Origin of the sequence: Streptomyces sp. NBC_01381 (assembly GCF_026340305.1) — a bacterium.
GTDB lineage: Bacteria > Actinomycetota > Actinomycetes > Streptomycetales > Streptomycetaceae > Streptomyces.
Genome location: NZ_JAPEPI010000002.1, coordinates 2,950,890 through 2,975,426, shown reverse-complemented (window position 1 = coordinate 2,975,426; position 24,537 = coordinate 2,950,890). Strand labels below are relative to the sequence as shown.

The following is a 24,537-nucleotide window of genomic DNA, read 5'->3' as shown; positions in this document are numbered from 1 at the left end:
CAGATGTCCGGACGGGGAGTCAGCTCTTGGAGCCGGAGAGCGCGACGCTCTGCACGAAGTGCCGCTGCAGGAAGATGTAGACGAGCAGCATGGGCAGGCTCGCGATGAGCGAACCGGCCATCATCACGGGGAAGTTGGTCTCGAACTGCCCCTCAAGGGAGGTCAGTCCCGCGCTGATCGGCATCTTCTCCGGGTCGGTGTTGACGATCAGCGGCCAGAGGAGGTCGTTCCAGGACCACATGGCGGTGATCACGGCGAGCGCGGCGAGCGCGGGACGCACCAGCGGCAGCATGACCGACCAGAAGATGCGGAACGGGCCCGCGCCGTCGATGCGTGCGGCCTCCTCCAGCTCCTTGGGCAGCGAGAGGAAGAACTGCCGGAGCATGAACGTGCCGAACGCGCTGAACATGCCGGGCAGGAAGAGCGCGGGCGCGGAGTTGAGCAGCCCGAGCCGCTGGATGATGTCGTACTGCGGAAGGACAAGCAGCGAGCTCGGCACCATGAGGACGGAGAGGAAGAGCGCGAACAGTACGTTGCGTCCCCGGAACTGCATCCGTGCGAAGGCGTAGGCCGCGAGGGAGCAAAGACCAGTTGTCCCACGGTCCGGCACACGATGTTGAGCACGCTGTTGACCAGCATCTCCCGGAAAGGCAACACGGTGAAGACCTCGTCGAAGCTCGACCAGTTCCAGGTGTCGGGCCGAGAGGCAGGACGGCGACGCCGCCGTGGCCCTTGAGCGCGGGTACGGCGTACCTCTGCCCGGCCATCGCGGACAGGTCGTGAACCATGGCGGTCTTCTCCGGCCAGTAAGGGTTCGGCACTTGGACTCGACCATCGCACTCTGCGGCGAGGACCAGCTGCGATTGATCATGTCGGTCCATTGGCTTGCTCCCCATCCTGAAGGGTGGGGATTCTGGCCGTCCCTACCCGATGCCGTGCCGCTGCGTGGCACGGCCAGCGGTAGGGATTCCGTGGCTTCCTGCTTCTTCGCGCTGCGCCAGAACGGGTTCTGGTCTTACCGGCGCTCCGCAGGCTGATACCGCCAGTCCGGCGGCCGATTTAACGTTGCGAGCGGCATTCACGTCCCGGTCATGGACAGTGCCGCAGGCCGGGCAGGTCCACTCCCGCACATCGAGGGGCTTGGACCCATCGCGGTGCCCGCAGGCGGAGCAGACCTGGCTGGTCGGCTCGAACCGGCCGATGGTGGTCAGGGTGCGCCCGTACCGGTGGGCTTTGTAGTCGAGCATCGCCAGGAAGGAGCCCCAGCCCGCGTCGTGCACCGACTTCGCCAGCTTCGTGCGCGCGAGTCCGCTCACCGCCAGGTCCTCCACCGCGATCGCTTGGTTCTCGACGATCAGGCGGGTGGAGAGCTGATGGTGGAACTCACGGCGGGCATCGGCCACCTGGGCATGGGCGCGGGCGACTTTCACACGGGCCTTGGCTCGGTTCTTGGATCCCTTCTGCTTGCGGGACAGGTCTTGCTGGGCCTTCTTGAGCTTCTTCTCCGCCCGACGCAGGAACCGCGGCGAGTCGATCTTCGTACCGTCGGAGAGGACTGCGAAGTGTGTCAGGCCGAGGTCGATGCCGACCGTCTGCCCGGTGGCGGGCATCCGGGCCGTGTCGGCGGCGGGGTCGGTGTCGATGACAAAGGACGCGAAGAACCGGCCGGCACTGTCCTGGATCACCGTGACACTGGACGGCACGGTCGGTAGCGCGCGGGACCAGGCGACCTTCACCGCCCCGATCTTCGGCAGGCTCAACCGGCCACCAGGCGTGATCGACCAGCGGGCGTTCACCGTGAACCGGATCGACTGCCGACTGTCCTTACGAGACTTCATCCGCGGCTCGGCGACCCTCACCCCCTTGCGCTCCCCCTGCAGCGAGGCGAAGAAGTTGCGGTAGGCGGCCTCCACATCACGCAGGGACTGCTGGAGGACCACCGCAGACACCTCCGCGAGCCAGGCGCGTTCCGGGCGCTTCTTCGCCCCGGTGATCAAAGCGCGGGACAACAGACCGAGCGAAGGGTAGGGGCGATGCTCGGCGTGGGCGTCACGGCGGGCGCGCACCGCATCGTTGTAGACGACGCGGGCGCACCCGAACGCCCGCGCCAGCGCACGGGCCTGGCCAGGCTCCGGGTACAACCTGAAGGCGTACCGGAGCTGCATGCCGCTGATCGTACGATCAGAGCACACACGCCGGAACAGGGAACACGCGTTCCCCACCTCATCCCGGTCCCCTCGGATAGTGCGGAGAACGTTGCCCGGCTTCGCCGGGAGCGCGATACAGCCGCTCCGCATCTGCGATCTCCTGTTCTCCATACCGCTCCGCGACACGGTCACGAGGTTCGCCTCACTCCGGGCCTGGCGACCGAGCGCTGCGAATGGATCCCAGTAGCGCAGGCCCTCGATGGAACGCTCGTCGCCGAAGCCGGACTTGCCGTCCTTGAGGACATAGCCGCCCGCGCCGTGGATGGCCGGATAGAGCTGGCCCTGGCGGTCCATCTCGGCGGCGATGCCGTGCACCCGCTTGCGGGGGTCGGTGAGTTCGGCGGCCGCGTCGCGCACGTCGTCCCAAGTCCACGTCGCGTCCGGGTACTTGATGCCCGCCTTGTCGAAGAGCGCCTTGTTGTACCAGAGGCCGATCGTGTCGAAGTCCTTGGGAAGGCCGTACTGGGTGCCCTGGTAGGAGTAGAGCTTCACCAGCGATGCGGGGTGGCGGTCCACGGGTGTGGCGTCACTCTTGATGTGGCCGCTCAGCGGCTCCAGGACGCCGTTGGACGCGTACAGCTGGAAGTTGACCGCGTTCATCCAGAACACATCGGGGGCCGTGCCGCCGCGCATCGCGGTCTTCAGGGTCGTCCAGTAGCTCGACCAGGGCGTGAGCTCCATGCGCACGGATATGCGCGGGTTGCGTTTCTCGAAGGCGTCGATGACCTTCTGCAGTCCCGGCACCTGGGCCACGTCCCACACCCCGTACGAGAGGGTGGTGCGGCCGCCGCCGGTGTCCGTGCTCTCGCTCTGACCGGAGCAGGCGGCGAGCAGCGGTGCCGCCATCGCTCCGTACAGCAGAGTTCTCCTGCGCATCCGCGCCTCCGCTTCGGTTTCTGCTCCGGGTGGCCTACGCCGCCGGGCCCCCGAGGAGCCCGGCTTCGACCTGGTCAAGTGCCTTGCGTACGGCGCCGATCGCCACGCCCTGACCGCCGAGCGTGCTCAGGGCAATGCGCGGGACGTGCAGGGTCAGCGGGCGAAGGCGTTCCTCGATGAGCGGTACGAGATGGCCGCCGAGCGGGGTCGCGCCGCCGGTGAGCACGATCAGCTCCGGGTCGACGGCGAGCGCGAGGGCCGCGATGCCCGGCGAGATGCGGTCGGCGAAGTCCGCGACGGCGGCGAGGGCGCGCGGGTCCCCGGTGTCGGCGGCACGGACGAGCGCCGCCACCTCGGACTCGCCCGTGCGCCGGGCGCCCTTCCAACTGAGCGCGTCCTGCGCGGTGTTCATGCCGAGCAGCGGAAGAAGCCCCAGTTCACCCGCGCCGCCTCGCCGCCCGCGGTGCAGCCGCCCGTCGATGGTGAGGCTGCACGCGACACGGTGTCCGGTCAGGACGCAGACGACGTCACCGGCGAGGGTGGCCGCGCCCTGCCAGCGCTCGGCGAGCACCGCGAGGTTCACGTCGTTCTCGACGAGCGTGTGCCCCGGCGTGTGCCCCGGCATGTGCCCCGGCTCCCCGTCGGTGAGCAGCTGGCCGAGGCCGACGCCGGACCACTCGGGGATGACGTGGGAGGTGATGGTGCCGCCGGAGTCGACGACGCCGGGTACGCCCACACAGCGGGCGAGGATGGTGTCACGACGTACCGAGTGCGCGTCCAGAAAGCCTTCAAGTCCCCTGCGGAGAAGGTCGAGCCGCGCGGCTCCGCCCAGCTCCGGGTCGATGTCCTCGCGGTGCGCGGCGAGGACCGTCCCGCCGAGATCGGCGAGGAGCAGCACCATCTTGTGCAGCCCGATGTCGGCGCCCACGACCCTGCCCGCCTCCACACGGAACCGGAACCGCCGCGCGGGCCGCCCCGGCGCGCGCTCGCCCTCGTCGCGCTCGACCTCCCCCGCCCAGCCGTGCGCGGCCAGTTCTTCGAGGGCCGACTCGACGGTGGGCCGGGAGAGCCCGGTGCCGGTGGCGAGTTCGGCGAGCGTCTGCGGGCTGCGGCGGTGCAGGGCACGCAACACGACCGTCGTGTTGAGCCGCCGCAGTGAGGCGAGGTCATGGCCCCGCGTCTCGTTACGCAACACTTCTTCACCCCAGATCGAGGCCGAGGCAGCGCTGTTGACCAGCGGGTCGACGCGTGCCCCCGGATATTTGGCAGGACACTTTCATATCCAAACGCGGCTGGGAACCCCTTTCGCAGCGTCGGAAGCAGCGAGAAACCCCCGTGTTAACTCCGTGCGCGACCCCTTGCCAAGGAAGATCGTACGTGTTCGGATTATCTCAGTCGGGCGGTCACCCACCGCCTCGTATCCGCAGTTCAGACCCTGTACGGCGGGCCAGTCAGGCCTGCCTGCGCTGCCCTCATAGCTCCCCATACCCCTCGCACGATGTGTCCGGAGTCGTGCTGCCCGTATGCCCGCATGCCCGCATGCCCCGGCAGCCCCGGCAGCCCGAAAGAAGGGATTCCCCGTGTTCGATCTTTCGTCCGTCGATCTGCTCGACGCCTTCACCCGTGAACTGCGCCTGTGCAAGCTGAGCGAAGGAGAGCACGTCGTCGTGCTCTCCGAGCCGGGCAGCCGCGGTGACTATGTGGCGGCGGCGTTCGGCGCCGCTAAGGCCTGCGGCGCCCATGTCATCGCCGCGACCGTGCCCGGCGGCAGTCCCGCGCCGATGCCGAGCACCCACACCGGAGCGGGCCCCGGCCTGGTCTCCGTGCTCAACGACTCCACCGCACAGGACCTGCTGAAATCCGCCGACCTGGTCGTCGACCTCACCCGCGAAGGCTTCATCCACGCGCCGGTGCAGCAGGAGATCCTGCGCGCGGGCACCCGCATCATCTTCGTCTGCGACGCGCCCGACGTCCTCATCCGCAACCTCCCCAAGGAGGCGGACAAGGACGAGGTGCTCGAAGGGGTGCGGCTGCTCAAGCAGTCCTCCGTCATGCGCGTCACTTCCGACGCCGGCACCGACCTGACCATTCAACTCGCGGGGTCCAAGCCCGAGTTCCAGTGCGGCTTCGCCGACGACCCGGGCCGCTGGGACCACTGGCCGAGCACGATGGTGCTGTGCTGGCCGGAGATCTCCGACGGGCAGATCGTGCTCGCCGAGGGCGACATCCTGCTGCCCTTCAAGGAGTACGTGCGTCAGCCGGTGACCCTGCAGATCGCGGGCGGTCAGATCGAGAAGGTGTCGGGCGGCGCCGAGGCCGAACTGCTCTCCACGTTCTTCGAGGACGCCGACGACCAGTGGGCGCGCAGCCTCTCCCACATGGGCTGGGGCCTGATGCGCACCGCCGACTGGTTCGCCACCGCGATGTACGGCAAGGACGACCTGATGGGCATGGACGCCCGCGCCTTCGCGGGGAACTTCCTCTGGTCCACCGGACCCCACCCGGTCCTCGGGCGTGAGTCGTACGCCCACCTCGACATCGCCATGCGCGGCTGCACGGTCACGGTCGACGACACCGAGGTCGTGACGGGCGGCCGGCTCACCGAGCGCTGACCCGCACGCCAACAGCCCACGCGCCAACAGCCCATACGTACAAGGAAGATGGAGGAAGTGTGGCGTCCAGCCAGTCGTTTGAAGTCACCGTCGTCGGAGGCGGCCTCGGTGGTCTGACCGCCGCCCTCGCACTGCGGCAGCGCGGCCTTCGCGTCACCGTGCTGGAGCAGGCGGCGCAGCTCGGCGAGGTCGGCGCGGGCATCCAGACCGCGCCGAACGCCAGCCGGATCCTGCTCGGCCTCGGTCTGCGGCGACAGCTGGAGGCGATCCACACCGAGCCGCTGGACCAGGTGCGGCGGCGCTGGAAGGACGGCAGTGTCATCGGCCTGACCTCGCTCGGGCAGCGCTGCAAGGACCAGTTCAACGCGCCGTACTGGCACTACCACCGGGCCGACCTGCACCGCGTCCTGATGGACGCCTGCGTCGACCCGGCGGGCCCGGGGCCGGTCGTCGCGCTGCACACCGCGAGCATGGTCGCCGAGCTCGACCGCACGGACCCCGAGCGCCCGGTGGCCGTCACCGACGACGGGCGGCGGTTCGCCTCCGACCTCGTCATCGGCGCCGACGGGATCCGCTCGGCGGTGCGCGACCTCATGGGCGCCCCCGACACCCTGCAGTTCTCCGGCGAGATGGCCTACCGCGCCCTGATTCCGGGCGAGTTGATCGCCGCCGACCCGGCGACGCGCTGGCTGGTCGACCGCTACCAGTCCACCATCTGGTACGGACCCGACCGGCATCTGGTCCACTACATGATCCGCGGCGGCGAGTTCCTGAACATCGTGGCCTGTGTGCCCTGCACCGACGAGGTCGCCGAGAAGTGGTCCGTCGCGGCCACCGCGCAGGACCTGGTGGACGCGTTCCCCGGCTGGGACGACCGGGTCCCGGCGATGCTGTCCAAGGCGAAGGAGGACGTGTCCTGCTTCGCGCTCTACCACCGGCGCCGCGACCCGGTGTGGCTCGACGGCCGGGTCGCGCTGCTCGGCGACGCCTGCCACGCGATGCTCCCCTACCAGGCGCAGGGTGCGTCGCAGGCCATGGAGGACGCCGCCGTGCTCGCCGAGGAACTGGGCGCGGTCACGGCGGGCGGGATCGACGGGGCGCTGCGCCGCTATGTCGACCGACGCGCCAAGCACGCCGGGATGGTCCAGGACGCCTCGCTGCAGAACAAGACCTTCTACCACTTCCCCGACGGACCCGAGCAGCGCGCCAGGGACGAGAAGCTCCGGCGCGACTTCGACGGCGAGTCCGACCTCTCGTACGACTGGCTCTGGGGCGGCAGCCCGCTCAACGACCCCGATCTCGGCGCGTTCTCCTACCAGTTCGCCCGCTGAGCCTCCTCCCCTCCCCCCTTCCCCCTTCTCTCACTCCCCCCACGCAGACCCGGCACCCGCAACCGCCGCAGAACGTCCCCGACGCGACTCCGTGGAGCGAACGTGAAAACAGGCGATCAGATCGTTCAGGAACTGCCCTGGAGATGGAACGTCCAGGGAAAGATCTTCATCATCGGTGGCCTCGGCTACCTCTTCGACGCGTACGACATCGCGTTGAACGGCTTCCTCATGCCGCTCCTCGGCAAGCACTTCGACCTCTCGCTCAGCGAGCGCGGGCTCATCGCCACCGCGAACCTGGTGGGGATGGCCGTGGGCGCCGTCGCCTGGGGCGCGGTCGCCGACCGGATCGGGCGCAAGAAGGCGTTCAGCGTCACGCTGCTGATCTTCGCGCTGTTCTCGGTGCTCGGCGCACTCGCGCCGACGTATCCGGTCTTCCTCGCGCTGCGGTTCCTCGCGGGTGTCGGGCTCGGCGGCTGCATCCCCGTGGACTACGCCCTGGTGGGTGAGTTCTCGCCGCGCAGGTACCGGGGCCGGGTGCTCACCGCGCTCGACGCGTGGTGGCCGGTGGGCGTGACCCTGTGCGGGCTCGTCTCCACGGCGATGCTGACCCTCGACGGCAACTGGCGGTGGATGCTGGCGACGATGGTGCTGCCCGCGCTGCTCCTGTTCTGGGCCCGGCGCGGCATCCCCGAGTCGCCGATCTATCTGACGAAGAAGGGGCGCGAGGCCGAGGCGCGGAAGGTCATCGACGACCTGGTGGCGCGGACGGGCGCTCCCGTGGAGCCCTACGTCATCCCCGAGCCGGTGCCGGACGACGGCCCGCGCGGAGTGGCCGCAGCGGCCGATCAACTGCGCCGCATCTGGAGCTTCAGCCCGCGCATCACCTCCGCCGCCTGGCTGCTCTTCGCCACGATCATGCTCGTCTACTACGCGGCGCTGAGCTGGATGCCCTCGATCCTGAAGGAGGAGGGCCAGGGGGACACCGCGGCGTTCATGAGCACGACCCTGATGAGCGGTGTCGGCATCGTCGGCGTCCTGGTCTCCACCGCTCTGGTCGACATCGTCGGCCGCAAGTGGCTGATCGGTGTTTCGGCGCCGGTCGCCTCGGCCGCCCTGGTGGTGTTCGCGCTGGTGCGGGACATGCCGACCGGCTCGGTGGTGGCGATCGGTGTCTTCGGCTTCCTCGCGCAGCTGGCCATCCCCGCCCTGTACGCGTACGTGTCCGAGCTCTACCCCACTCCGCTGCGGGCCAGCGGCTTCGGCTGGGCGTCCTCGGTCAGCCGGGCGCTCACCGGGTTCGCGCCGCTGCTCTTCGGTTCGGTGATGTGGCCGGTGCTCGGGCTTCCGCTGACGTTCGCCGTGCTCGGCGGGGCCGTCCTGGTGGCCGTCGGATGGATGGCGGTGGCGGCTCCGGAGACGAACGGGCGTGCCCTGGACGGCGAGGAGGAGCCCGCGGCTACCGCACCGCCGCTTCCGGTCACCGAGCAAGCGGCGCTCTGACCGAGGCCGCACGCACCGTACGTACGACAGGAGGACCATGAAGCCCGCCCCCTTCGCCTACCACCGGGCCCGCGACCTGGACGGCGCGACACGGCTGCTCGCCGAGCTGGGTGACGACGCCAAGGTCGTGGCCGGCGGCCAGAGCCTGGTCGCGATGATGAACTTCCGGCTCGCCCGGCCCCGGCACCTGGTCGACATAGGCGGCCTGCGGGAACTCGACCAGCTGGGCACGGATGCCGGGGGCGGGCTGCGCATCGGGGCGCTCACCACCCATCACACGGTGGAGCGCGACCCGGCGGGGCGCCTCGGGGCGGGCTTCGGGGTGCTGCGCGACGCCATGCGGTGGATCGGTCACCTGCCGATCCGCACGCGTGGCACCGTCGGCGGCAGCATCGCGCACGCCGACGCCACCGCGGAGTGGTGCCTGCTCGCGCTGGCGCTCGACGCCGAGTTCGTGGTCCACGGGCCGCGCGGTGAGCGCAGGATCGCGGCCGGGGACTTCTTCCTCGGCTACTACACGACCGCTCTCGACTTCGACGAGATCCTCGTCGAGATCGTCTTCCCGCGCCCGGCGCCGCATGCCGCGCTTACCGAATTCGCCGAGCGGCAGGGGGACTTCGCCCTGGTGTCCGCCGCCGTGGACCTCGACGTCGAGGGCGGCACGGTGCGCGGCGGGCGGGTTGTGCTCGGCGGGGTGGCCGCCGCGGTGACGCGGGTCCCGGAAGCGGAGGCCGTCCTCGCGGGCGGCGGCACGTTCGCCGAGTGCGCCGCCGCGGCGGTCGATGCCGCCGATCCCCCGGCGGACGCGTCCGGCAGCACCCACTACCGCAAGCAACTCGTCCGCACGCTGGTCCAGCGCGCCTGTGAGGAGGCGATGTCCCGGTGAACCAGCCGGCGAAGGCACTCACCCGGCGCGGCCGGTTCACCGAGTACCCGGCCGCCGCAGCCCAAGCCGTCAATCCCCCGGCCGACACGTCCGGCAGCACCCACTACCGCAAACACCCCATCCGCACATTCGTCCCGCACGTCTGCGAGGAGGCGACCAGCCGATGAACCAACCAGTGAACGACCGGCAGTTGATCGGCCGGTCCGTCGCACGACGTGAGGACCCCCGGCTACTCACCGGACGCGGGCGCTTCGTAGACGACATCGCACTCCCCGGCATGCTGCACGCCCAGTTCGTCCGCAGCACCGTCGCGCACGGCGAGATCACGTCGATCGATCTGACCGCCGTACGTGAAGTGCCGGGCGTGGTGGCGGCGTTCGCGGCCGACGACCTGGATCTGACCGACATCACCGCCCAACTGGGCCGCCCGCTCACCGAGTTCGTGCCGACCGCAATGCCGGTCCTGGCCCGCGACCGGGTGCGCTACGTCGGGGAGCCCGTCGCGATCGTGGTGGCGCGTGACGCGTACGCCGCCGAGGACGGCCTGGAAGCGGCCAAGGTCGCCTATGCCGTACTGCCACCGGTCACCTCCGAGGCGCAGGCCCTGGCGGCCGGTGCTCCCCTGGTCCATGACGAGGCGGCGCGCAACACCCTGGTGGACGTCTCGCTCTTCGCCACGGACGGCATCGACGGGATCTTCGACACCGCCGCCCACGTCGTGCACGTCGAGTCGCGGACCGGACGGCAGAACGCACTGCCGCTGGAGACGCGGGGCGCCGTCGCCCACTGGGACGACCGCGAGGAACAGCTCGTCGTGCAGACCTGTACCCAAGTCCCGCACCTGGTGCGGACGGTGGCCGCTGGATGCCTGCGTCTCGACGAGCGCGCGGTCCGGGTCGTCGTGCCCGACATGGGCGGCGGCTTCGGCCAGAAGTGCGTCGTCGGGCGCGAGGAGATCGCCGCCGCGGCGGCGGCGCTGCGGCTGCGCAGGCCGGTGAAGTGGATCGAGGACCGCAAGGACGCCCTGTCCGCGTCGTTCCTCGCCCGCGAGCAGCACTACGACGTGCGCGCGGCCTTCGACGGGGAGGGCAGGATCCTCGGGCTCGACGCCGATGTGGTGTGCGACATGGGCGCGTACTCCTGCTATCCGTTTACGGCGGGCATCGAGCCGCTGATGGCGTCGGCGGAGATGCCCGGCGTCTACAAGGTGCCCGCCTACCGGGTGCGCGGCCGTGCGGTCACCACCAACAAGGCGCCGACCGCGCCCTATCGGGGGGTGAGCCGGCCGCAGTACGTGATGGTGATGGAGCGGCTCTTCGAGCGGGCCGCCCGTGAACTGGGCCTGGACGCGGTCGAGATCCGGCGCCGCAACGTCATCACCGAGTTCCCGTACACGGGCGTCAACAACATCACGTACGACCCGGGCTCCTATCTGGAGTCGCTGAATCTGTGCGAGCGGCTCGTCAAGGACGAGGGCTGGTACGAGAAACGGTCCGCGGCGGCGGCCGAGGGACGCCACATCGGCATCGGCTACTCCTGCTTCAGCGAACGCACCGGCTACGGCTCGGCGGCCTTCGCGCAGCGCAAGATGCGGGTCGTCCCCGGCTTCGACATCTCCGAGGTGCGGATGGACACCACCGGCGCGGTGACCGTCACCACCGGCACCATGAGCCACGGGCAGAGCCACGAGACGACCATGGCCCAGATCGTCGCCGACGAACTCGGCCTGGACATCGGCAAGGTGAGGCTTCATCAGGGCGACACGGACCGGGTCACCTACGGCTTCGGGACCTTCGCGAGCCGCTCCATCACCATCGGCGGCAGCGCGGTACGGGTCGCCGCGGCGAAGCTCGGCGAGAAGCTGCGCCGGATCGCGGCGGCGCGGTGGGAGACCGGCCCGGAGGAGGTGGAGCTCGCGGCCGGGTGTGCTCGGCACCGTGACGGCAGGGTCCTCACGTACGAGGAGATCGCCGATGTCGCCTACCTCCAGGCGCAGTTGCTGCCCAAGGACATCGAGCCGGGGCTCTCGGCGACCGCCACCTTCGACGTCCTGGGCGACGGCACCTTCTCCAACGCCACCCACGGCGTCGTCGTCGAACTCCACGAAGGCACCGGTCAGGTGGAGATCCTGCGTTACGTCTGCGTCGAGGACTGCGGTGTCGCCATCAACCCGCAGGTGGTGGAGGGGCAGTGCCGGGGCGGCATCGCGCAGGGCATCGCGGGCGCGCTCTTCGAGCAGGTGACGTACGACGCGCAGGGCGAGCCGTCGGCGACCAGCTTCATGGACTACAAGGTGCCCACCGCGCACGAGATCCCCGACGTGCTCATCCACCACCTCGAAACACCCTGCGCGTTCACCGAGACCGGCGCGAAGGGCGCGGGCGAAGGCGGCACCATCGGGGCGCCGGCCGCCGTGCTCAACGCCGTCAACGACGCCCTGCGCCCCACGGGCGTGGAGCTCGACCACACCCCCATCACGCCGGAGACGGTGCACCGCGCCCTGAACCTGGAGCTCTCCCGATGACCGACATCACCACCGGCACCGGCAACACCGCCGACGTGCTCCTCCTGACCCTCGACGTCAACGGCGAGCGGCACGAGGTGATCACCGAACCCCGGCGCACCCTCGTCGACGTGCTCCGTCACGACCTGCGGCTCACCGGCACCCATGTCGGCTGCGAGCACGGCATCTGCGGCGCGTGCACGGTCCTGGTGGACGACCGGCCCGCACGGGCGTGCCTGATGTTCGCGGCGCAGGCCGAGGGCGCCCGGATCCGCACCGTCGAGTCGCTCTCCGACGGGGCCGAACTGAACGATCTGCAAAGGGCGTTCAGCGAACACCACGGTCTCCAGTGCGGCTTCTGCACCCCGGGCTTCTTGATGCTCGCCGAGGGGTTCCTCGCCGAGCGCCCCGAGGCGACCAAGGACGAGATACGCGAGGTCGTCGCCGCCAACCTCTGCCGGTGCACCGGCTACCAGACCATCGTCGAGGCGATCGACGGGTGCGCCGTCGCCCGGCGCTGTGCCCGCGGACCCAAGGAGTCCTGATGCAGCTCACCAACTCGGTCCCGGTGAAGGCCTCGCCCGACGAGGTCTTCACCCTGATGAACGACGTCGAGCGGGTCGCCTCGTGCATGCCGGGCGCCGCGCTCGACGGACGCGACGGAGACACCTGGCGAGGCTCCGTCAAGATCAAGGTCGGCCCGATCAGCGCCGCGTACGCGGGCACGGTCCGCTTCCTGGAGGTCGACCCGACGGGACGGCGGCTGCGGGTCCAGGCGCGCGGGGCCGACACCCACGGGAGCGGTGACGCGGAGGCCGAGGTCGCCCTTGAGGTGCTCGCGGCCGCCGAGGGCGCGCTGCTCCAGCTCTCCACGGATCTGGTGATCCGGGGCAAGATCGCCCAGTTCGGGAAGGGCGCGATCGCCACGGTGTCCGACCGGATCCTGCAGCAGTTCGCCCAGAACCTGGGCAGTCTGCTCGACCAGGACCGTTCACCGGCCGCCGCGTCCCTGCCCTCCGCCGCGCCCCTGCCCTCCGTCGCTCCCGGCGCCAGCCGCCCCGCGGTGCCGGCGGAATCCGAACTCGACGGCCTGTCCATGCTCATCGGCCCCGCCGCCGCCAAGTACGGCCTCGTCGCCGGAGCCTTCGTCTTCGGCGTCTTCGAGGGCTGGCTCCTGGGCCGACTCGGCGCGCAGGCGCGGGAGCTGCGGTCCCTGCGCACGCCGAGGAGGACCTCGTGAACTACGGCCAGGAGACGGAACGTACCTACGAACGGGCCGGATTCGGCGCTCCCGTACGCCGCGGCGGCCGCCCCGCGATCCTCGTCGTGGACCTCACGCGCGGCTTCACCGAGGACGCGTTCCCCTCGGGTGCGGATCTGTCCGAAGTGGTGGGTGCGGTCGGGGAGTTGATCGGCAGCGGCCGTCCGGCCGGGGTGCCCGTGATCTTCACCGCGATCTCCTACACGCCCGCCGAGGCCGCGGGCGACGCGGTCACCTGGCTGCACAAGGCGCAGGGCATGCGGTCGCTGGTCGAGGGCAGCGAAGAAGTCGCCCTCGATCCCCGACTGCCCTACGAGGAAGGGGACTTGATGGTGGTGAAGAAGGGCGCTTCGGCGTTCTTCGGCACCTCGCTCGCCGCCCTGCTCACCGGACTCGGCTGCGACACGCTCCTTGTGTGCGGGGCGACGACCAGCGGCTGTGTGCGGGCGTCGGCGGTCGACGCCGTGCAGAGCGGGTTCTCCGTCCTCGTACCGCGTGAGTGCGTGGGCGACCGCGCCGATGGACCGCACGAGGCGAGCCTCTTCGACATCCAGGCCAAGTACGGGGACGTCATCGACCTCAAGGAAGCCACCGACTACCTCGCCGCCCTCACCGGGAGGACCTCCGCATGACCACCCCGCACGACCGCTGTCTGCCGCAGGCGGCGCTCGCCGACCTCGCCGACCTTCCCGCCATCGGACGGTGGGTCCGCTCGGGGACCACCCGGCTGCACGTCCTCGACTACGGCGGCTCCGGCACCCCGCTCCTCATCCTGCCCGGCATCACGAGCCCGGCCGTCACGATGGACTTCGTGGCGCGTGAACTCACCGATCTCGTACGGCCGTTGGTCCTCGACGTGCGCGGTCGAGGGCTCTCCGACGGCGGCGGCTCCTACACCCTGGAGGAGTACGCCGAGGACGCCGAAGCCGTCGTGACCGGACTCGGCCTCGAACGTCCCGTGCTGTTCGGGCACTCCATGGGCGCGCGGATCGCCGCGGTCACCGCGGTCCGCGGCAAGGTGGCGCTGCGCGGCACGGTGCTCGGCGACCCGCCGATGAGCGGGCCGGGACGCGACCCCTATCCGACGCCCCTGCGGGCCTTCCTCGACCAGCTCGCCCAGGCGCGGCGCGGCACGGACGCCGACGAGGTGGCCCTGTCGTGGCCGCGCTGGCCCCGCAGGGAGCAGGAGCTGCGGGCCCGCTGGCTGGCCGGCTGCGACGAGGAGGCGATCGCGGCGACGCACCGCGGCTTCGAGACCGAGGACTTCTTCGACTGGTGGCCCTCCGTGCCCGGTCCGACGGCGCTGCTGTACGGCGCGGACAGCCCCGTCGTCACGGCGGCGGGCGCCGGCGAGGCGGCGCGACTGCTCCCGTCGGCCGTCCTCTCCGAGATCCCCGACGCGGGCCACATGCTGTTCTGGGACAACCCGCCGGCGGCCGTCGCCGCCCTCCGCGAGGACTTGCGCCCGATGCTGACCTGACCGACCGAAGCGATCAACCCCCGTGCTTAAGTGGGCCCCATGGCTGACGAATCCTCCACATCAACGCACGCGCAGCCCGGGCCGCCCGCCGCCCTCACGGCCGCGCCCGGCTACCAGGTCCGGCGCCTGTACCAGGCGTATCTCGCGGTCTGGATCCGTGCGGTCGACCCGACGCTGACCGGCCCGCAGTTCGCGGTGCTCACGGCCGTGGACGCCTCGCCGGGACATGACCAGCGGTCCATGGCGTCGGCGGTGGCCCTGGACACGTCGACGATGGCGGACGTGGCGCGGCGCCTGGAGAACCGGGGGCTGATCCTGCGCAAGACGGCCGCCGACGACGGCCGCCGCAAGCTGCTCTATCTGACCGAGGAGGGCGAACGCACCCTCCGCGAATCCAACCGTCGTGCCCGCGAACTCGACCAGCGGCTCCTGGAGCCGTTCGGCGAGGAGCGGCGCGAAGAGGTCATGCAACTCCTCACGTCCCTCGCCGATCACTGGGAGGGGCTTGCCGAGGACTCATAGCCGTACGCATCGGCGTACGGGAGACACCGGAGGAACCCGTGGCAGTGCAGGCGACGAACGCGACCGACCACCACATCGGCATGATCGTGCCCAGCTCGAACCTGACGATGGAGACGGAGCTGCCGCGCATGCTGCGCGAGCGCGAGTCCGTGGCCCCGCAGGATCGGTTCGTCTTCCACAGCAGCCGGATGCGGATGAAGCATGTGACGCCCGAGCAGCTGAAGGCGATGAACGCGCAGACCGAGCGCGCGGCCCTCGAACTCGCCGACGCCAGGCCCGACGTGGTCGCCACCGCCTGCCTGGTCGCGATCATGGCGCAGGGTCCCGGCCACCACTGCGTGGCGGAGGACGAGATCTCCGCCGCGCTGCGGTCCGAGGGCGCGTCGGCGCCGGTCATCTCCAGCGCCGGCGCACTGCTCGACGGGATCAAGGCGCTCGGCGCGTCCGGGGTCGCGATCGTCACTCCGTACATGAAGCCGCTGACCCGGCTGGTGGTCGACTACATCGAGGACGCGGGCGTGGAGGTGGTGGACGCGCTCAGCCTGGAGGTGCCGGACAACCTGGCTGTCTCCCGTCTGGATCCCGCCGATCTGCGCGAGCACTGGAAGCGCCTCGACCTGAGCCGCGCCGACGCGCTCGTCCTCTCCGCGTGTGTGCAGATGCCGTCGCTGGCCTCGGTCCAGGCGGTGGAGGACGCCGCGGGGCTGCCCGTCCTGACGGCGGCCACCGCGACGGCGTACCGGATCCTCACCGAGCTGAATCTGCCTCCGGTCGTGCCGGGCGCGGGGAGTCTGCTGCGGGATCCGAGTGGCGCTTGAGGGCGGTGCACCGACCGGGCACGATGGCCGGGCGTACCCGACGTACCTGGGGTACGCCCGAACGCCCGCCGCCATCAAGGGAGTTGACGCATGTCCGCGATCCCGCCCGCCTCCGCAGAGACGATCGACACCAGCAAGCCGCACCCCGCCCGGGTCTACGACTGGTTTCTCGGCGGCAAGGACAACTACCCGGTGGACGAGGAGCTCGGGCGGCAGATCGAGTCCCTCGAACCGCAGACCAAGTACTGTGCGCAGCACAACCGTTGGTTCATGCGGCGCGCCATACGGCACCTGGCGGAGACGGCCGGGATACGCCAGTTCCTGGACATCGGCAGCGGCATCCCCACCGAACCCAACCTCCATCGCATCGCCCAGTCGGCGGCGCCCGAAGCGCGCGTCGTGTACGTGGACAACGACCCGATCGTCCTCGCCCACGCGGAGGCACTGCTCACCGGGACCCCCGAGGGCGCGACGGAGTTCCTCAAGGCGGACGCGCGCGACCCGGACGCCATCCTCGAACAGGCCGAGGGCGTACTGGACTTCAGCCTGCCCATCGCACTGTCGCTGGTCGCGCTGATGCATTTCATCAGTGATGACGACGGTGCGTACGACATCGTGGAGCGGCTCATGGCGGCGCTCGCCCCGGGCAGTCATCTGGTCGTGTCCCAGATGGCGGGCGACTTCGATCCGGAGCGGACGCGGCAGGCGGTCGAGATGTACAAGGCGGGCGGCGTCACGCTCGTGCCGCGTTCGCGCGCGGAGGTGGAGCGGTTCTTCGCGGGCTTCGAGCTTGTCGCCCCCGGCATCGCGTGGCTGCCGGACTGGCATCCGGAGCTCGGCGTGGACGAGGTCAGGAACGGGACTCCGGTGCCGCTGTACGCGGGGGTGGGCCGCAAGCGGTAGTCCATCGCCTCCATCACCCTCCCTTTTTTCATCTCCTTGACGATAAGCAGGAGCACCCCATATCGTCGATGCGACGAGAACGGGGAGGGATTCCATCATGGCCGACATCACCAGGCGTCTCTGGCTGCACCATCTGCGCTCCGCGCCCACCGCCCACATCCGCCTCCACAAGCGCGGCAAGCTGGTCCACGACGGGCCCGGACTGAGCTTCTGGTTCCGTGCGCTCAGCGCGGCGATCTCCGAAGTGCCGGTCGACGACCGGGAGTTGGCGGTCACCTTCCATGCGCGTACGGCCGATTTCCAGGACGTCACCGTGCAGGCCACGGTGACGTACCGGATCAGCGATCCGGCGCTCGCGGCGGCCCGTGTCGACTTCGCGGTCGACCCCGGGACCGGAGCCTGGCGCGGGGCGCCCCTTGAGCAACTCGCCGCCCTGCTCACGGAGTCCGCCCAGCAGAACGCCCTCGACGTGCTGGCCCGTACGCCGCTGTCCGATGCGCTCGCCGACGGCGTGACCTCGGTCCGCGAGCGGATCTCCGAAGGCCTCGCCGGGGAGCCCCGGCTGCCCGCCACCGGCATCGAGGTGGTGGCCGTCCGCGTCGTCGCCATCCGCCCCGAGCCCGAGGTGGAGCGGGCGCTGCGCACCCCAGCCCGTGAGCGGATCCAGCAGGACGCGGACCGGGCGACGTACGAACGGCGGGCCGTGGCCGTCCAGCGGGAGAAGGCCATCGCGGAGAACGAGCTGACCAGCCGCATCGAACTGGCCCGCCAGGAAGAGGAGTTGGTGGAGCAGCGCGGCACCAACGCCCGCCGCGAGGCCGAGGAGAACGCGGCGGCGGACGCCGTGCGCGCCAAGGCGGAGGCCGAGCGCACCGAGCGCCTTGCCCGCGCCGAGGCCGAGTCGGCGCGCACCGTCGGCGAGGCGAAGGCCGCGGCCCAGGCCGCCTGGCTCGCGGCGCACTCCGCGGTGGACGCGGCCACCCTGCACGCCCTCGCGGCGACGCGGCTCGCCGAGAACGTCCCCCGCATCGAGAGCCTCACCCTCTCCCCCGACGTCCTGACGGGCCTGCTCGCCAAGCTGGGGCACGGCGCGGGTGAACGCCCATGAGCCTCGCGCCGCGCGCGGTCCTGGTCCATCGCACCACCGAATACGAGGAGTTGCTCGCCCGGCACGGCACCCACGGGCAGGCCGAGTTCTTCCTCGCATCGCGCGGCCGGAGCATCCAGGAGGTGGCCGAGCGGCATCACCGCACGCACCGGACACTCGCCGAAGTGGCCGCCGCCGTGCCCGCGCGGTGGCGGCGGGCGCGGGTGGAGCGCGCCGACCTCGACCGCTTCCTCTTCGGGCCCGAGGACGTCGTGGTGGTCGTCGGGCAGGACGGCCTCGTCGCCAACGCGGCGAAGTATCTCGCCGGGCAGCCGGTCATCGGCATCGACACCGAACCCGGCCGCAATCCCGGGGTTCTCGTACGCCACCGGGGCGCGGACGCGGCCAAGCTCCTCGCGGCGGCGCTCGTACCCGGAGCGGGCGTGGACGAACTCACCATGGTCCAGGCCGTGTCCGACGACACCCAGCGGCTGCTCGCCCTCAACGAGATCTACCTCGGCCCGCCAGGACACCAGACCGCCCGCTACCGCATCGGCCCGGACACCGACACGGCAACCCCCGAGGCGCAGGCCTCGTCCGGTGTCCTGGTCGGTACCGGGACCGGCGCCACCGGCTGGCTGCGCTCGCTGTGGCAGCAGAGCGGGAGCGCACTGCCGCTGCCGGGACCCGCCGAGCAGCGGCTCATCTGGTTCGTACGGGAGGCGTGGCCGTCGCCCGCGACCGGGACCTCGCGCGTGGAGGGGGTCCTCGCGGCGGCCGAGCGGCTGCGCGTCACCGTCGAGTCGGACCGCCTGGTGGCCTTCGGTGACGGGGTGGAGAGCGACGCCCTTGAACTGACCTGGGGTCAGAGCGTCCGCATCGGAATGTCGGACGTCGCCCTGCGTCTGGTGAGTTGACGGCGGGCTGGGTGCGGGCCCCCGGCGGCATCGCTGTGCCGATGGGGCAGGATGACGCTCGCGACGCCGGACACGAACATACGTCCGGCGCGCCCGCACAACCTGGAGAATGAACTGATGGAGCGAGCCCTCACATGGCACGACCTGATCGCCGCCGGCATCGCGGTGGCCGCAGGCATCGCGGCGGGTCTGCTGCTGCGCGTCATCCTGCGCTGGCTGGGCGAACGGGCCAGCAGGACCCGCTGGAGCGGCGATGACATCATCGTCGACGCCGTACGCACCCTGGTCCCCTGCGCGGCGATAACCGCCGGCGCGGCGGTCGCCGCGGCGGCGCTCCCGCTCACCCCGAGGACCGGCCGCAACGTCACGATGACGCTGACCGCGCTGCTCGTCCTCGCGGCGACCCTGACGGCGGCCCGCGTGGTCACCCGCCTCGTGAAGTCCCTCGCCCAGTCCCGCTCCGGAGTGGCGGGCTCGGCAACGATCTTTGTGAACATCACCCGCGTCGTGGTCCTCGCGATCGGGTTCCTCGTCGTCCTGCAGACGCTCGGCGTCTCCATAGCCCCGCTGCTCACCGCGCTCGGCGTGGGCGGTCTCGCGGTCGCCCTGGCCCTCCAGGACACGCTGGCCAACCTCTTCGCGGGCGTACACATCCTCGCGGCGAAGACCGTGCAGCCCGGCGACTACATCCGGCTCAGCAGCGGTGAGGAGGGCTACGTCGTCGACATCAACTGGCGCAACACCGTGGTGCGTCAGCTGTCGAACAACCTCGTCATCATCCCCAACGCCCAGCTCGCGGGCACCAACATGACCAACTTCAGCCGCCCCGAGCAGGACCTGTCCATCATGGTCCAGGTCGGCGTCAGCTACGACAGCGATCTGGAGCACGTCGAACGCGTCACGACGGAGGTCGTGGAGAACGTCATGAAGGACGTCGACGGCGCCCTCCCCGAGCATGAACCGGCCGTCCGCTTCCACACGTTCGGCGACTCCAGGATCAGCTTCACGGTGATCCTGGGCGTCGGCGAGTTCAGCGACCAGTACCGCATCAAGCACGAGTTCATCAAGCAGCTCCACCAGCGCTACCGCGCCGAGGGCATCCGCGTCCCGTCGCCGGTCAGGACGGTGAACGTACAACAGGGCGAGCTGCCGCCGAGCCTGATCCCGCAGCAGCGCGGCACCGCGTGACCGCGTGACCGCTCGGTGGCCTTGCCGCTCGGTTCCGTGGGCTGGGCAGGCGGGGGAAGTGCGGGGCGAGGGGTGTTCCCGAGTTGTCGGCGTCGGCGGATACGACGTCGGTGAAGGCGGCGTTGGCTGGGGACCGACGAACGGGAGGAACGGGAGGACTCGCCTCTCGGTAACTCTGAGGTGTCCCTGATGTCCGTCGGCCGCGTCAGGACACACCAGGCACGGGGCTCGGCGTCACTTCCGGAGAGGGCGGGCAGGTCGGGGCGGGCGTGGGAACGCCCTCGCAGGGAGTCTCGGAGGGCGGATCGGTGAGCTCTGGGGAGGGCTCAGGGGTGCCGCCCGTGTCCGTCGGCGGGGAGCCCACCGGCGGGGGGGCTCGCCTTCGGCGCCCGTGCCGGCGCCCCTCGACAGATTCCGTAAGCAACCGCTTAGTATCGGGGGTGCGGGGCTGCCTGCCCCGGCATCGGTACCGCCGTCACCGCATGGAGAAACCGCATGGCATCCCTGCTCCTGTCCCGTCGCGATCTCGACTTCCTGCTGTACGAGTGGCTTGACGTGCCCGCGCTCACCGGCCGGGAGCGGTACGCGGAGCACTCCCGCGAGACCTTCGACGCCGCCCTGGAGCTGAGCGAGCAGATCGCGACGCGGCACTTCGCCCCGCACAACAAGAAGAACGACGCCGAGGAGCCCACCTTCGACGGGGAGCGGGTGCATGTCATCCCCGAGGTGAAGGAGGCGCTGCGGGTCTTCGGCGATTCGGGGCTCCTCGCCAGTGCCATGGACCACGAGATCGGCGGCGGGCAGCTGCCCGCCGTGGTGGCCCAGGCCTGCTTCGCCTGGTTCCAGGCCGCGAACGTGGGCACTGCGGCGTATCCCTTCCTGACCATGGGCAACGCCAATCTGCTGCTCGCGCACGCATCCAAGGAGCAGATCGACACCTTCGTACGTCCCATGGTCGAGGGACGCTTTCTGGGGACGATGTGTCTGTCGGAGCCGCAGGCCGGTTCGTCGCTCGCCGATGTGCGCACCCGGGCCGAGGCCCAGGACGACGGGACGTACCGCCTCTTCGGGAACAAGATGTGGATCTCCGGCGGCGAGCACGAGCTCTCGGAGAACATCGTGCATCTGGTGCTCGCCCGGATTCCCGGCGGCCCGCCCGGCGTGAAGGGGCTCTCGCTGTTCATCGTGCCCAAGTTCCTTGTCGACGAGGACGGTTCGCTCGGTGAGCGCAATGACGTCGTGCTCGCGGGCCTCAACCACAAGATGGGCTATCGCGGGACCACCAACACGCTGCTCAACTTCGGCGAGGGCGCCCATCGGCCGGGCGGCGAGCCCGGCGCCGTCGGCCACCTCATCGGCGAGGCGAACCACGGCCTCGCCTATATGTTCCACATGATGAACGAGGCCCGGATCGGTGTCGGCCTCGGCGCGACCGCCCTCGGCTACACCGGCTATCTGCACGCGCTCGACTACGCGCGCAGCCGCCCGCAGGGCAGGCCGGTCACCGCCAGGGACCCTGAGTCACCGCAGGTCCCGATCATCGCGCATGCCGACGTACGCAGGATGCTGCTCGCGCAGAAGGCGTACGTGGAGGGTGCGATGGCGCTCAATCTGTACTGCGGGCGGCTCCTGGACGAGCAGCACACGGGCACCTCGCCGCAGGCGCGCTCCGAGGCGAAGCTGCTGCTCGACGTGCTCACCCCGATCGCGAAGAGCTGGCCGTCGCAGTGGTGCCTGGAGGCCAACAGCCTGGCGATCCAGGTGCACGGCGGCTACGGCTACACCCGCGAGTACAACGTCGAGCAGTTCTACCGCGACAACCGCCTCAACCCCATTCACGAGGGCACGCACGGCATCCACGGCCTCGATCTGCTCGGCCGCAAGGTCGTCATGGACGGCGGCGCCGGGCTTCTGCTGCTCGTCGAGCGGATCTCGTCGACGACCGCCCGCGCCGCCGCCGCGGGTGGTTCCGCGGCCGGGTACGGGCGTGCGCTCGACGCGTCCGTGGCGCGTGCGGTGGAGGTGACCCAGCGGCTGTGGTCGACCGGCGATCCCCAGACGGCGCTGGCCAACGCGAGTGTCTACCTGGAAGCCGTCGGGCATGTCGTCGCCGCCTGGATGTGGCTGGAGCAGTTCCTTGCGGCCGTGCCCGGAACGGAGGCCTTCCACGACGGCAAGCGCGGCGCGTGCCGCTACTTCTTCCGCCATGAACTGCCCAGGACAGAGGCCCAGTTCACGCTTCTTGAAGGCCTTGACCGGACGGCCGTCGAGCTGGCGGACGACGCGTTCTGACCCAGCGCAGCAGGACCACCGATGACAGCGCGGCGAGCGCGCACCACGTCGAGAGGTACTCCTGCCGCCCCAGCGCCACGGACACCGCCGCTCCGACGGCGGCCAGGATCCCGTACAGGATCAGGCCCCGGTCGCCGGACAGGAGCAGGGAGCCGATGGTGGCGATGAGGTAGCCGACGACGACCGGTGCCGGATGCGGCAGGCCCAAGCCGTACCCGACCGTGTGGCCGCGGATGTCGGCCGTCACGGTGTGGGTCGCCAGGTAGTACGCGAGCACCGCCGACGTCGCGATGCCCGCCGCGAGCGGGAAGAGAAGCCGGCGGCGGGCGGTCTGCGGCGCCGCGCACAGCACCGCCACGGGCAGCCACAGAGGCAGCAGCGGGAGCGCGATCACCGCCCAGGCGGTGGTGGCGGCTCCCGTGCCGCCGTCGCCGCGCCAGACCACGGACTCGATGATCTGGTGGATGCCGAGGAGCAGCACAAGCGCGGCCATGGGCAGGTCACGGGGGCGCCGCGCCGCCTGGGCGACACAGACGACACCCACGGCGGAGACGGCCGTGCCCACCACGAGATCGGCCGTCGCGCTCCAGCACATGGCTGTCACGCTAAGGCCGCCCCGGCACCGGGGCGCGTCGGGACGGCCTTTCGGGGTTACGGCTACGCCGCGCCTCCCTGCGCTCTGCTCCCTACGACGGCTCGATGTTCTGGTTGAGGCGGAAGACGTTCTCCGGGTCGTACGCGGCCTTGACCCGGGCCAGACGTGCGTAGTTGTCGCGGTAGCTCGCCCGTACGCGGTCCTGCCCCTCGTCCATCATCATGTTCACGTAGGCGCCGCCCGCCGTGTACGGGTGCAGGGCGTCGAAGTAGTCGACGGTCCAGCGCTTGATGAGCTCCGCGTTGGCCGGGTCCGGGTCGACGCCCGCGTAGACGCACGCCCAGCGGGCGCCTCGGTAGCTCCAGGCCGTGTCCGTCGAGGCGTGGTCGTGGGCCGCGCCGTCGATGGGGTAGAGGTGCATCGTCGACTGCATGGTCGGTACCTCGGCGCCGAATTTGGCGTGCAGGGCGACGGCCTCGTCCGGGATCTCGTCGACGAAGTCAGCCCGCCAGTACCACTGGTCGCCGGGCGGGTAGAGCCCGTCGAACATGGACTGCAGCGCGGGGTGCGGCATCGGGGCGACGGCGTGCAGGGCCGGTTCGGGCAGCGCGTCGAGCAGCGGCGCCATGGCGCGGGCCGCCGCGTCGGGGTCGTCGGTGGTGTGGCACCACACGACGCCGGCGACCTTGCGCAGATGCAGCTCCTCGGGGAAGGGCGGGGCCGGGGGAACGGTGCCGTACATGAAGAAGCCGTTCACCTCGCGCGGCGCGCGCGGCAGGAACTCCCGGTAGGCGGCGAGGACTTCGGCGCCCTGCTCGGCGGGCCAGAAGGTGGGCCCGGCGACGACCGTGCTCAGCTCGTGCAGGCGGAAGAGGAAGGAGGTGACGACGCCGAAGTTGCCGCCGCCCCCGCGGATCGCCCAGTGCAGGTCGGCGTTCTCGTCGGCGCTCGCCCGCACCCGGCTGCCGTCGGCCAGCACGACATCGGCCGCGATGAGGTTGTCGATGCTCAGTCCGAACCGCCGGGTGAGATGGCCGAGGCCGCCGCCGAGGGTGAGACCGCCGACGCCGGTCGTGGAGATGATGCCGCTCGGCGTGGCCAGGCCGTGCTCGTGCGTGGCGCGGTCCACCTCGCCCCAGACGCAGCCGCCGCCGACCCGGACCGTGCGGGCCACCGGGTCGACCTCGACGGACTTCAGCGGTGACAGGTCGGCGACCACGCCGCCCTCGCAGGTGCCCAGGCCCGCTCCGTGGTGGCCGCCGCCGCGCACCGCGAGCGGCAGGCGGTGTTCGCGGGCGAAGCGGATCACCCTGGCCACGTCGTCGCCGTCGGTGCAGCGGGCGATGAGAGCGGGCCGCTTGTCGACCATCGCGTTGTAGACGGTACGGGCCTGCTCGTACGCGGAGTCGTCCGGGCCGATCAACTCCCCTTTGAATTCCATCAGTTCATGCCGTGCGGCTTGTGCGGGCGTCTTGGACATGTGCTCCCCCGTGCTGGATACGTGAGTCCCGTCCGCCTCTTTCTACGCGCGGTGCCGGGCCCCGGCATCCGTGCCCGTC

Annotated in this window: 22 protein-coding genes and 1 pseudogene; 17 read left to right on the top strand and 6 right to left on the bottom strand. The window is 70.7% G+C overall.

Features of this window, described 5'->3' with window-relative positions; all coding sequences use genetic code 11:
* Positions 1-19: 19 nt before the first annotated feature.
* From OG453_RS34820 to OG453_RS34805, 4 genes and pseudogenes are all read right to left on the bottom strand, one after another.
* A complete protein-coding gene (locus OG453_RS34820) occupies positions 20-553 on the bottom strand; it encodes a carbohydrate ABC transporter permease (RefSeq protein ID WP_266872544.1) in 534 nt (177 codons plus the stop codon).
* Between the two features lie 370 nt (positions 554-923).
* Positions 924-2,165 carry an RNA-guided endonuclease TnpB family protein gene (locus OG453_RS34815; protein ID WP_266873241.1) on the bottom strand — a complete coding sequence of 414 codons (1,242 nt, stop codon included), beginning with the start codon at positions 2,163-2,165 and terminating at the stop codon, positions 924-926.
* Positions 2,166-2,369: 204 nt separating this feature from the next.
* Positions 2,370-3,053, bottom strand: a pseudogene (locus OG453_RS34810) (ABC transporter substrate-binding protein); the annotation flags it as partial.
* Between the two features lie 64 nt (positions 3,054-3,117).
* The gene (locus OG453_RS34805) at positions 3,118-4,278 is read right to left on the bottom strand and encodes an ROK family protein (RefSeq protein ID WP_266872543.1); all 1,161 of its coding nucleotides are present in this window, start codon (positions 4,276-4,278) and stop codon (positions 3,118-3,120) included.
* 385 nt (positions 4,279-4,663) lie between these two features.
* Between OG453_RS34805 and OG453_RS34800 the strand changes: the two genes are divergently transcribed.
* From OG453_RS34800 to OG453_RS34720, 17 genes are all read left to right on the top strand, one after another.
* Positions 4,664-5,695, top strand: a complete 1,032-nt coding sequence (locus tag OG453_RS34800; protein ID WP_266872542.1) for a hypothetical protein — start codon at positions 4,664-4,666, stop codon at positions 5,693-5,695.
* 59 nt (positions 5,696-5,754) lie between these two features.
* Positions 5,755-7,026 carry an FAD-dependent monooxygenase gene (locus OG453_RS34795; RefSeq protein ID WP_266872541.1) on the top strand — a complete coding sequence of 424 codons (1,272 nt, stop codon included), beginning with the start codon at positions 5,755-5,757 and terminating at the stop codon, positions 7,024-7,026.
* Between the two features lie 102 nt (positions 7,027-7,128).
* Entirely contained in the window at positions 7,129-8,526 is a 1,398-nt protein-coding gene (locus OG453_RS34790) for an MFS transporter (RefSeq protein ID WP_266872540.1), read from the top strand.
* 37 nt (positions 8,527-8,563) lie between these two features.
* Positions 8,564-9,412, top strand: a complete 849-nt coding sequence (locus tag OG453_RS34785) for a xanthine dehydrogenase family protein subunit M (RefSeq protein ID WP_266872539.1) — start codon at positions 8,564-8,566, stop codon at positions 9,410-9,412.
* On the top strand, positions 9,409-9,579 hold the full coding sequence (locus OG453_RS34780; protein WP_266872538.1) for a hypothetical protein: 171 nt from the start codon (positions 9,409-9,411) through the stop codon (positions 9,577-9,579). Before OG453_RS34785 ends, OG453_RS34780 begins: the two co-directional genes overlap by 4 nt.
* A complete protein-coding gene (locus tag OG453_RS34775; protein WP_266872537.1) occupies positions 9,576-11,936 on the top strand; it encodes a xanthine dehydrogenase family protein molybdopterin-binding subunit in 2,361 nt (786 codons plus the stop codon). The genes OG453_RS34780 and OG453_RS34775 overlap by 4 nt, the downstream gene beginning before the upstream one ends.
* The gene (locus tag OG453_RS34770; RefSeq protein ID WP_266872536.1) at positions 11,933-12,460 is read left to right on the top strand and encodes a (2Fe-2S)-binding protein; all 528 of its coding nucleotides are present in this window, start codon (positions 11,933-11,935) and stop codon (positions 12,458-12,460) included. Before OG453_RS34775 ends, OG453_RS34770 begins: the two co-directional genes overlap by 4 nt.
* Positions 12,460-13,155 (top strand): SRPBCC family protein, encoded by a 696-nt coding sequence (locus OG453_RS34765; protein ID WP_266872535.1) that lies wholly within the window; start codon positions 12,460-12,462, stop codon positions 13,153-13,155. Before OG453_RS34770 ends, OG453_RS34765 begins: the two co-directional genes overlap by 1 nt.
* Positions 13,152-13,808: an isochorismatase family protein gene (locus tag OG453_RS34760; RefSeq protein WP_266872534.1), complete on the top strand. Its 657-nt coding sequence runs from the start codon at positions 13,152-13,154 to the stop codon at positions 13,806-13,808. Before OG453_RS34765 ends, OG453_RS34760 begins: the two co-directional genes overlap by 4 nt.
* A complete protein-coding gene (locus tag OG453_RS34755) occupies positions 13,805-14,656 on the top strand; it encodes an alpha/beta fold hydrolase (RefSeq protein WP_266872533.1) in 852 nt (283 codons plus the stop codon). The genes OG453_RS34760 and OG453_RS34755 overlap by 4 nt, the downstream gene beginning before the upstream one ends.
* 39 nt (positions 14,657-14,695) lie before the next feature.
* Complete coding sequence (locus OG453_RS34750) at positions 14,696-15,178, top strand: MarR family winged helix-turn-helix transcriptional regulator (protein WP_266872532.1); 483 nt, start codon at positions 14,696-14,698, stop codon at positions 15,176-15,178.
* A gap of 80 nt (positions 15,179-15,258) precedes the next feature.
* Positions 15,259-15,996, top strand: coding sequence for an Asp/Glu racemase (locus OG453_RS34745; protein WP_323178721.1), 738 nt, complete (start codon positions 15,259-15,261; stop codon positions 15,994-15,996).
* A 90-nt stretch (positions 15,997-16,086) separates the two neighbouring features.
* Positions 16,087-16,899 (top strand): SAM-dependent methyltransferase, encoded by an 813-nt coding sequence (locus tag OG453_RS34740; RefSeq protein ID WP_266872531.1) that lies wholly within the window; start codon positions 16,087-16,089, stop codon positions 16,897-16,899.
* A gap of 97 nt (positions 16,900-16,996) precedes the next feature.
* Positions 16,997-18,007 carry an SPFH domain-containing protein gene (locus OG453_RS34735; protein ID WP_266872530.1) on the top strand — a complete coding sequence of 337 codons (1,011 nt, stop codon included), beginning with the start codon at positions 16,997-16,999 and terminating at the stop codon, positions 18,005-18,007.
* Positions 18,004-18,903 carry a hypothetical protein gene (locus tag OG453_RS34730; RefSeq protein WP_266872529.1) on the top strand — a complete coding sequence of 300 codons (900 nt, stop codon included), beginning with the start codon at positions 18,004-18,006 and terminating at the stop codon, positions 18,901-18,903. The genes OG453_RS34735 and OG453_RS34730 overlap by 4 nt, the downstream gene beginning before the upstream one ends.
* A gap of 117 nt (positions 18,904-19,020) precedes the next feature.
* Positions 19,021-20,091, top strand: coding sequence for a mechanosensitive ion channel family protein (locus OG453_RS34725; protein ID WP_266873239.1), 1,071 nt, complete (start codon positions 19,021-19,023; stop codon positions 20,089-20,091).
* A gap of 495 nt (positions 20,092-20,586) precedes the next feature.
* Positions 20,587-22,383: an acyl-CoA dehydrogenase gene (locus OG453_RS34720; RefSeq protein ID WP_266872528.1), complete on the top strand. Its 1,797-nt coding sequence runs from the start codon at positions 20,587-20,589 to the stop codon at positions 22,381-22,383.
* Here the strand turns inward: OG453_RS34720 and OG453_RS34715 are convergent.
* Both OG453_RS34715 and OG453_RS34710 read right to left on the bottom strand, forming a co-directional pair.
* Positions 22,325-22,978 carry a DUF6629 family protein gene (locus OG453_RS34715; RefSeq protein WP_266872527.1) on the bottom strand — a complete coding sequence of 218 codons (654 nt, stop codon included), beginning with the start codon at positions 22,976-22,978 and terminating at the stop codon, positions 22,325-22,327. The genes OG453_RS34720 and OG453_RS34715 overlap by 59 nt on opposite strands.
* Positions 22,979-23,069: 91 nt before the next feature.
* On the bottom strand, positions 23,070-24,458 hold the full coding sequence (locus tag OG453_RS34710) for an FAD-binding oxidoreductase (protein ID WP_266872526.1): 1,389 nt from the start codon (positions 24,456-24,458) through the stop codon (positions 23,070-23,072).
* Positions 24,459-24,537: the final 79 nt, after the last annotated feature.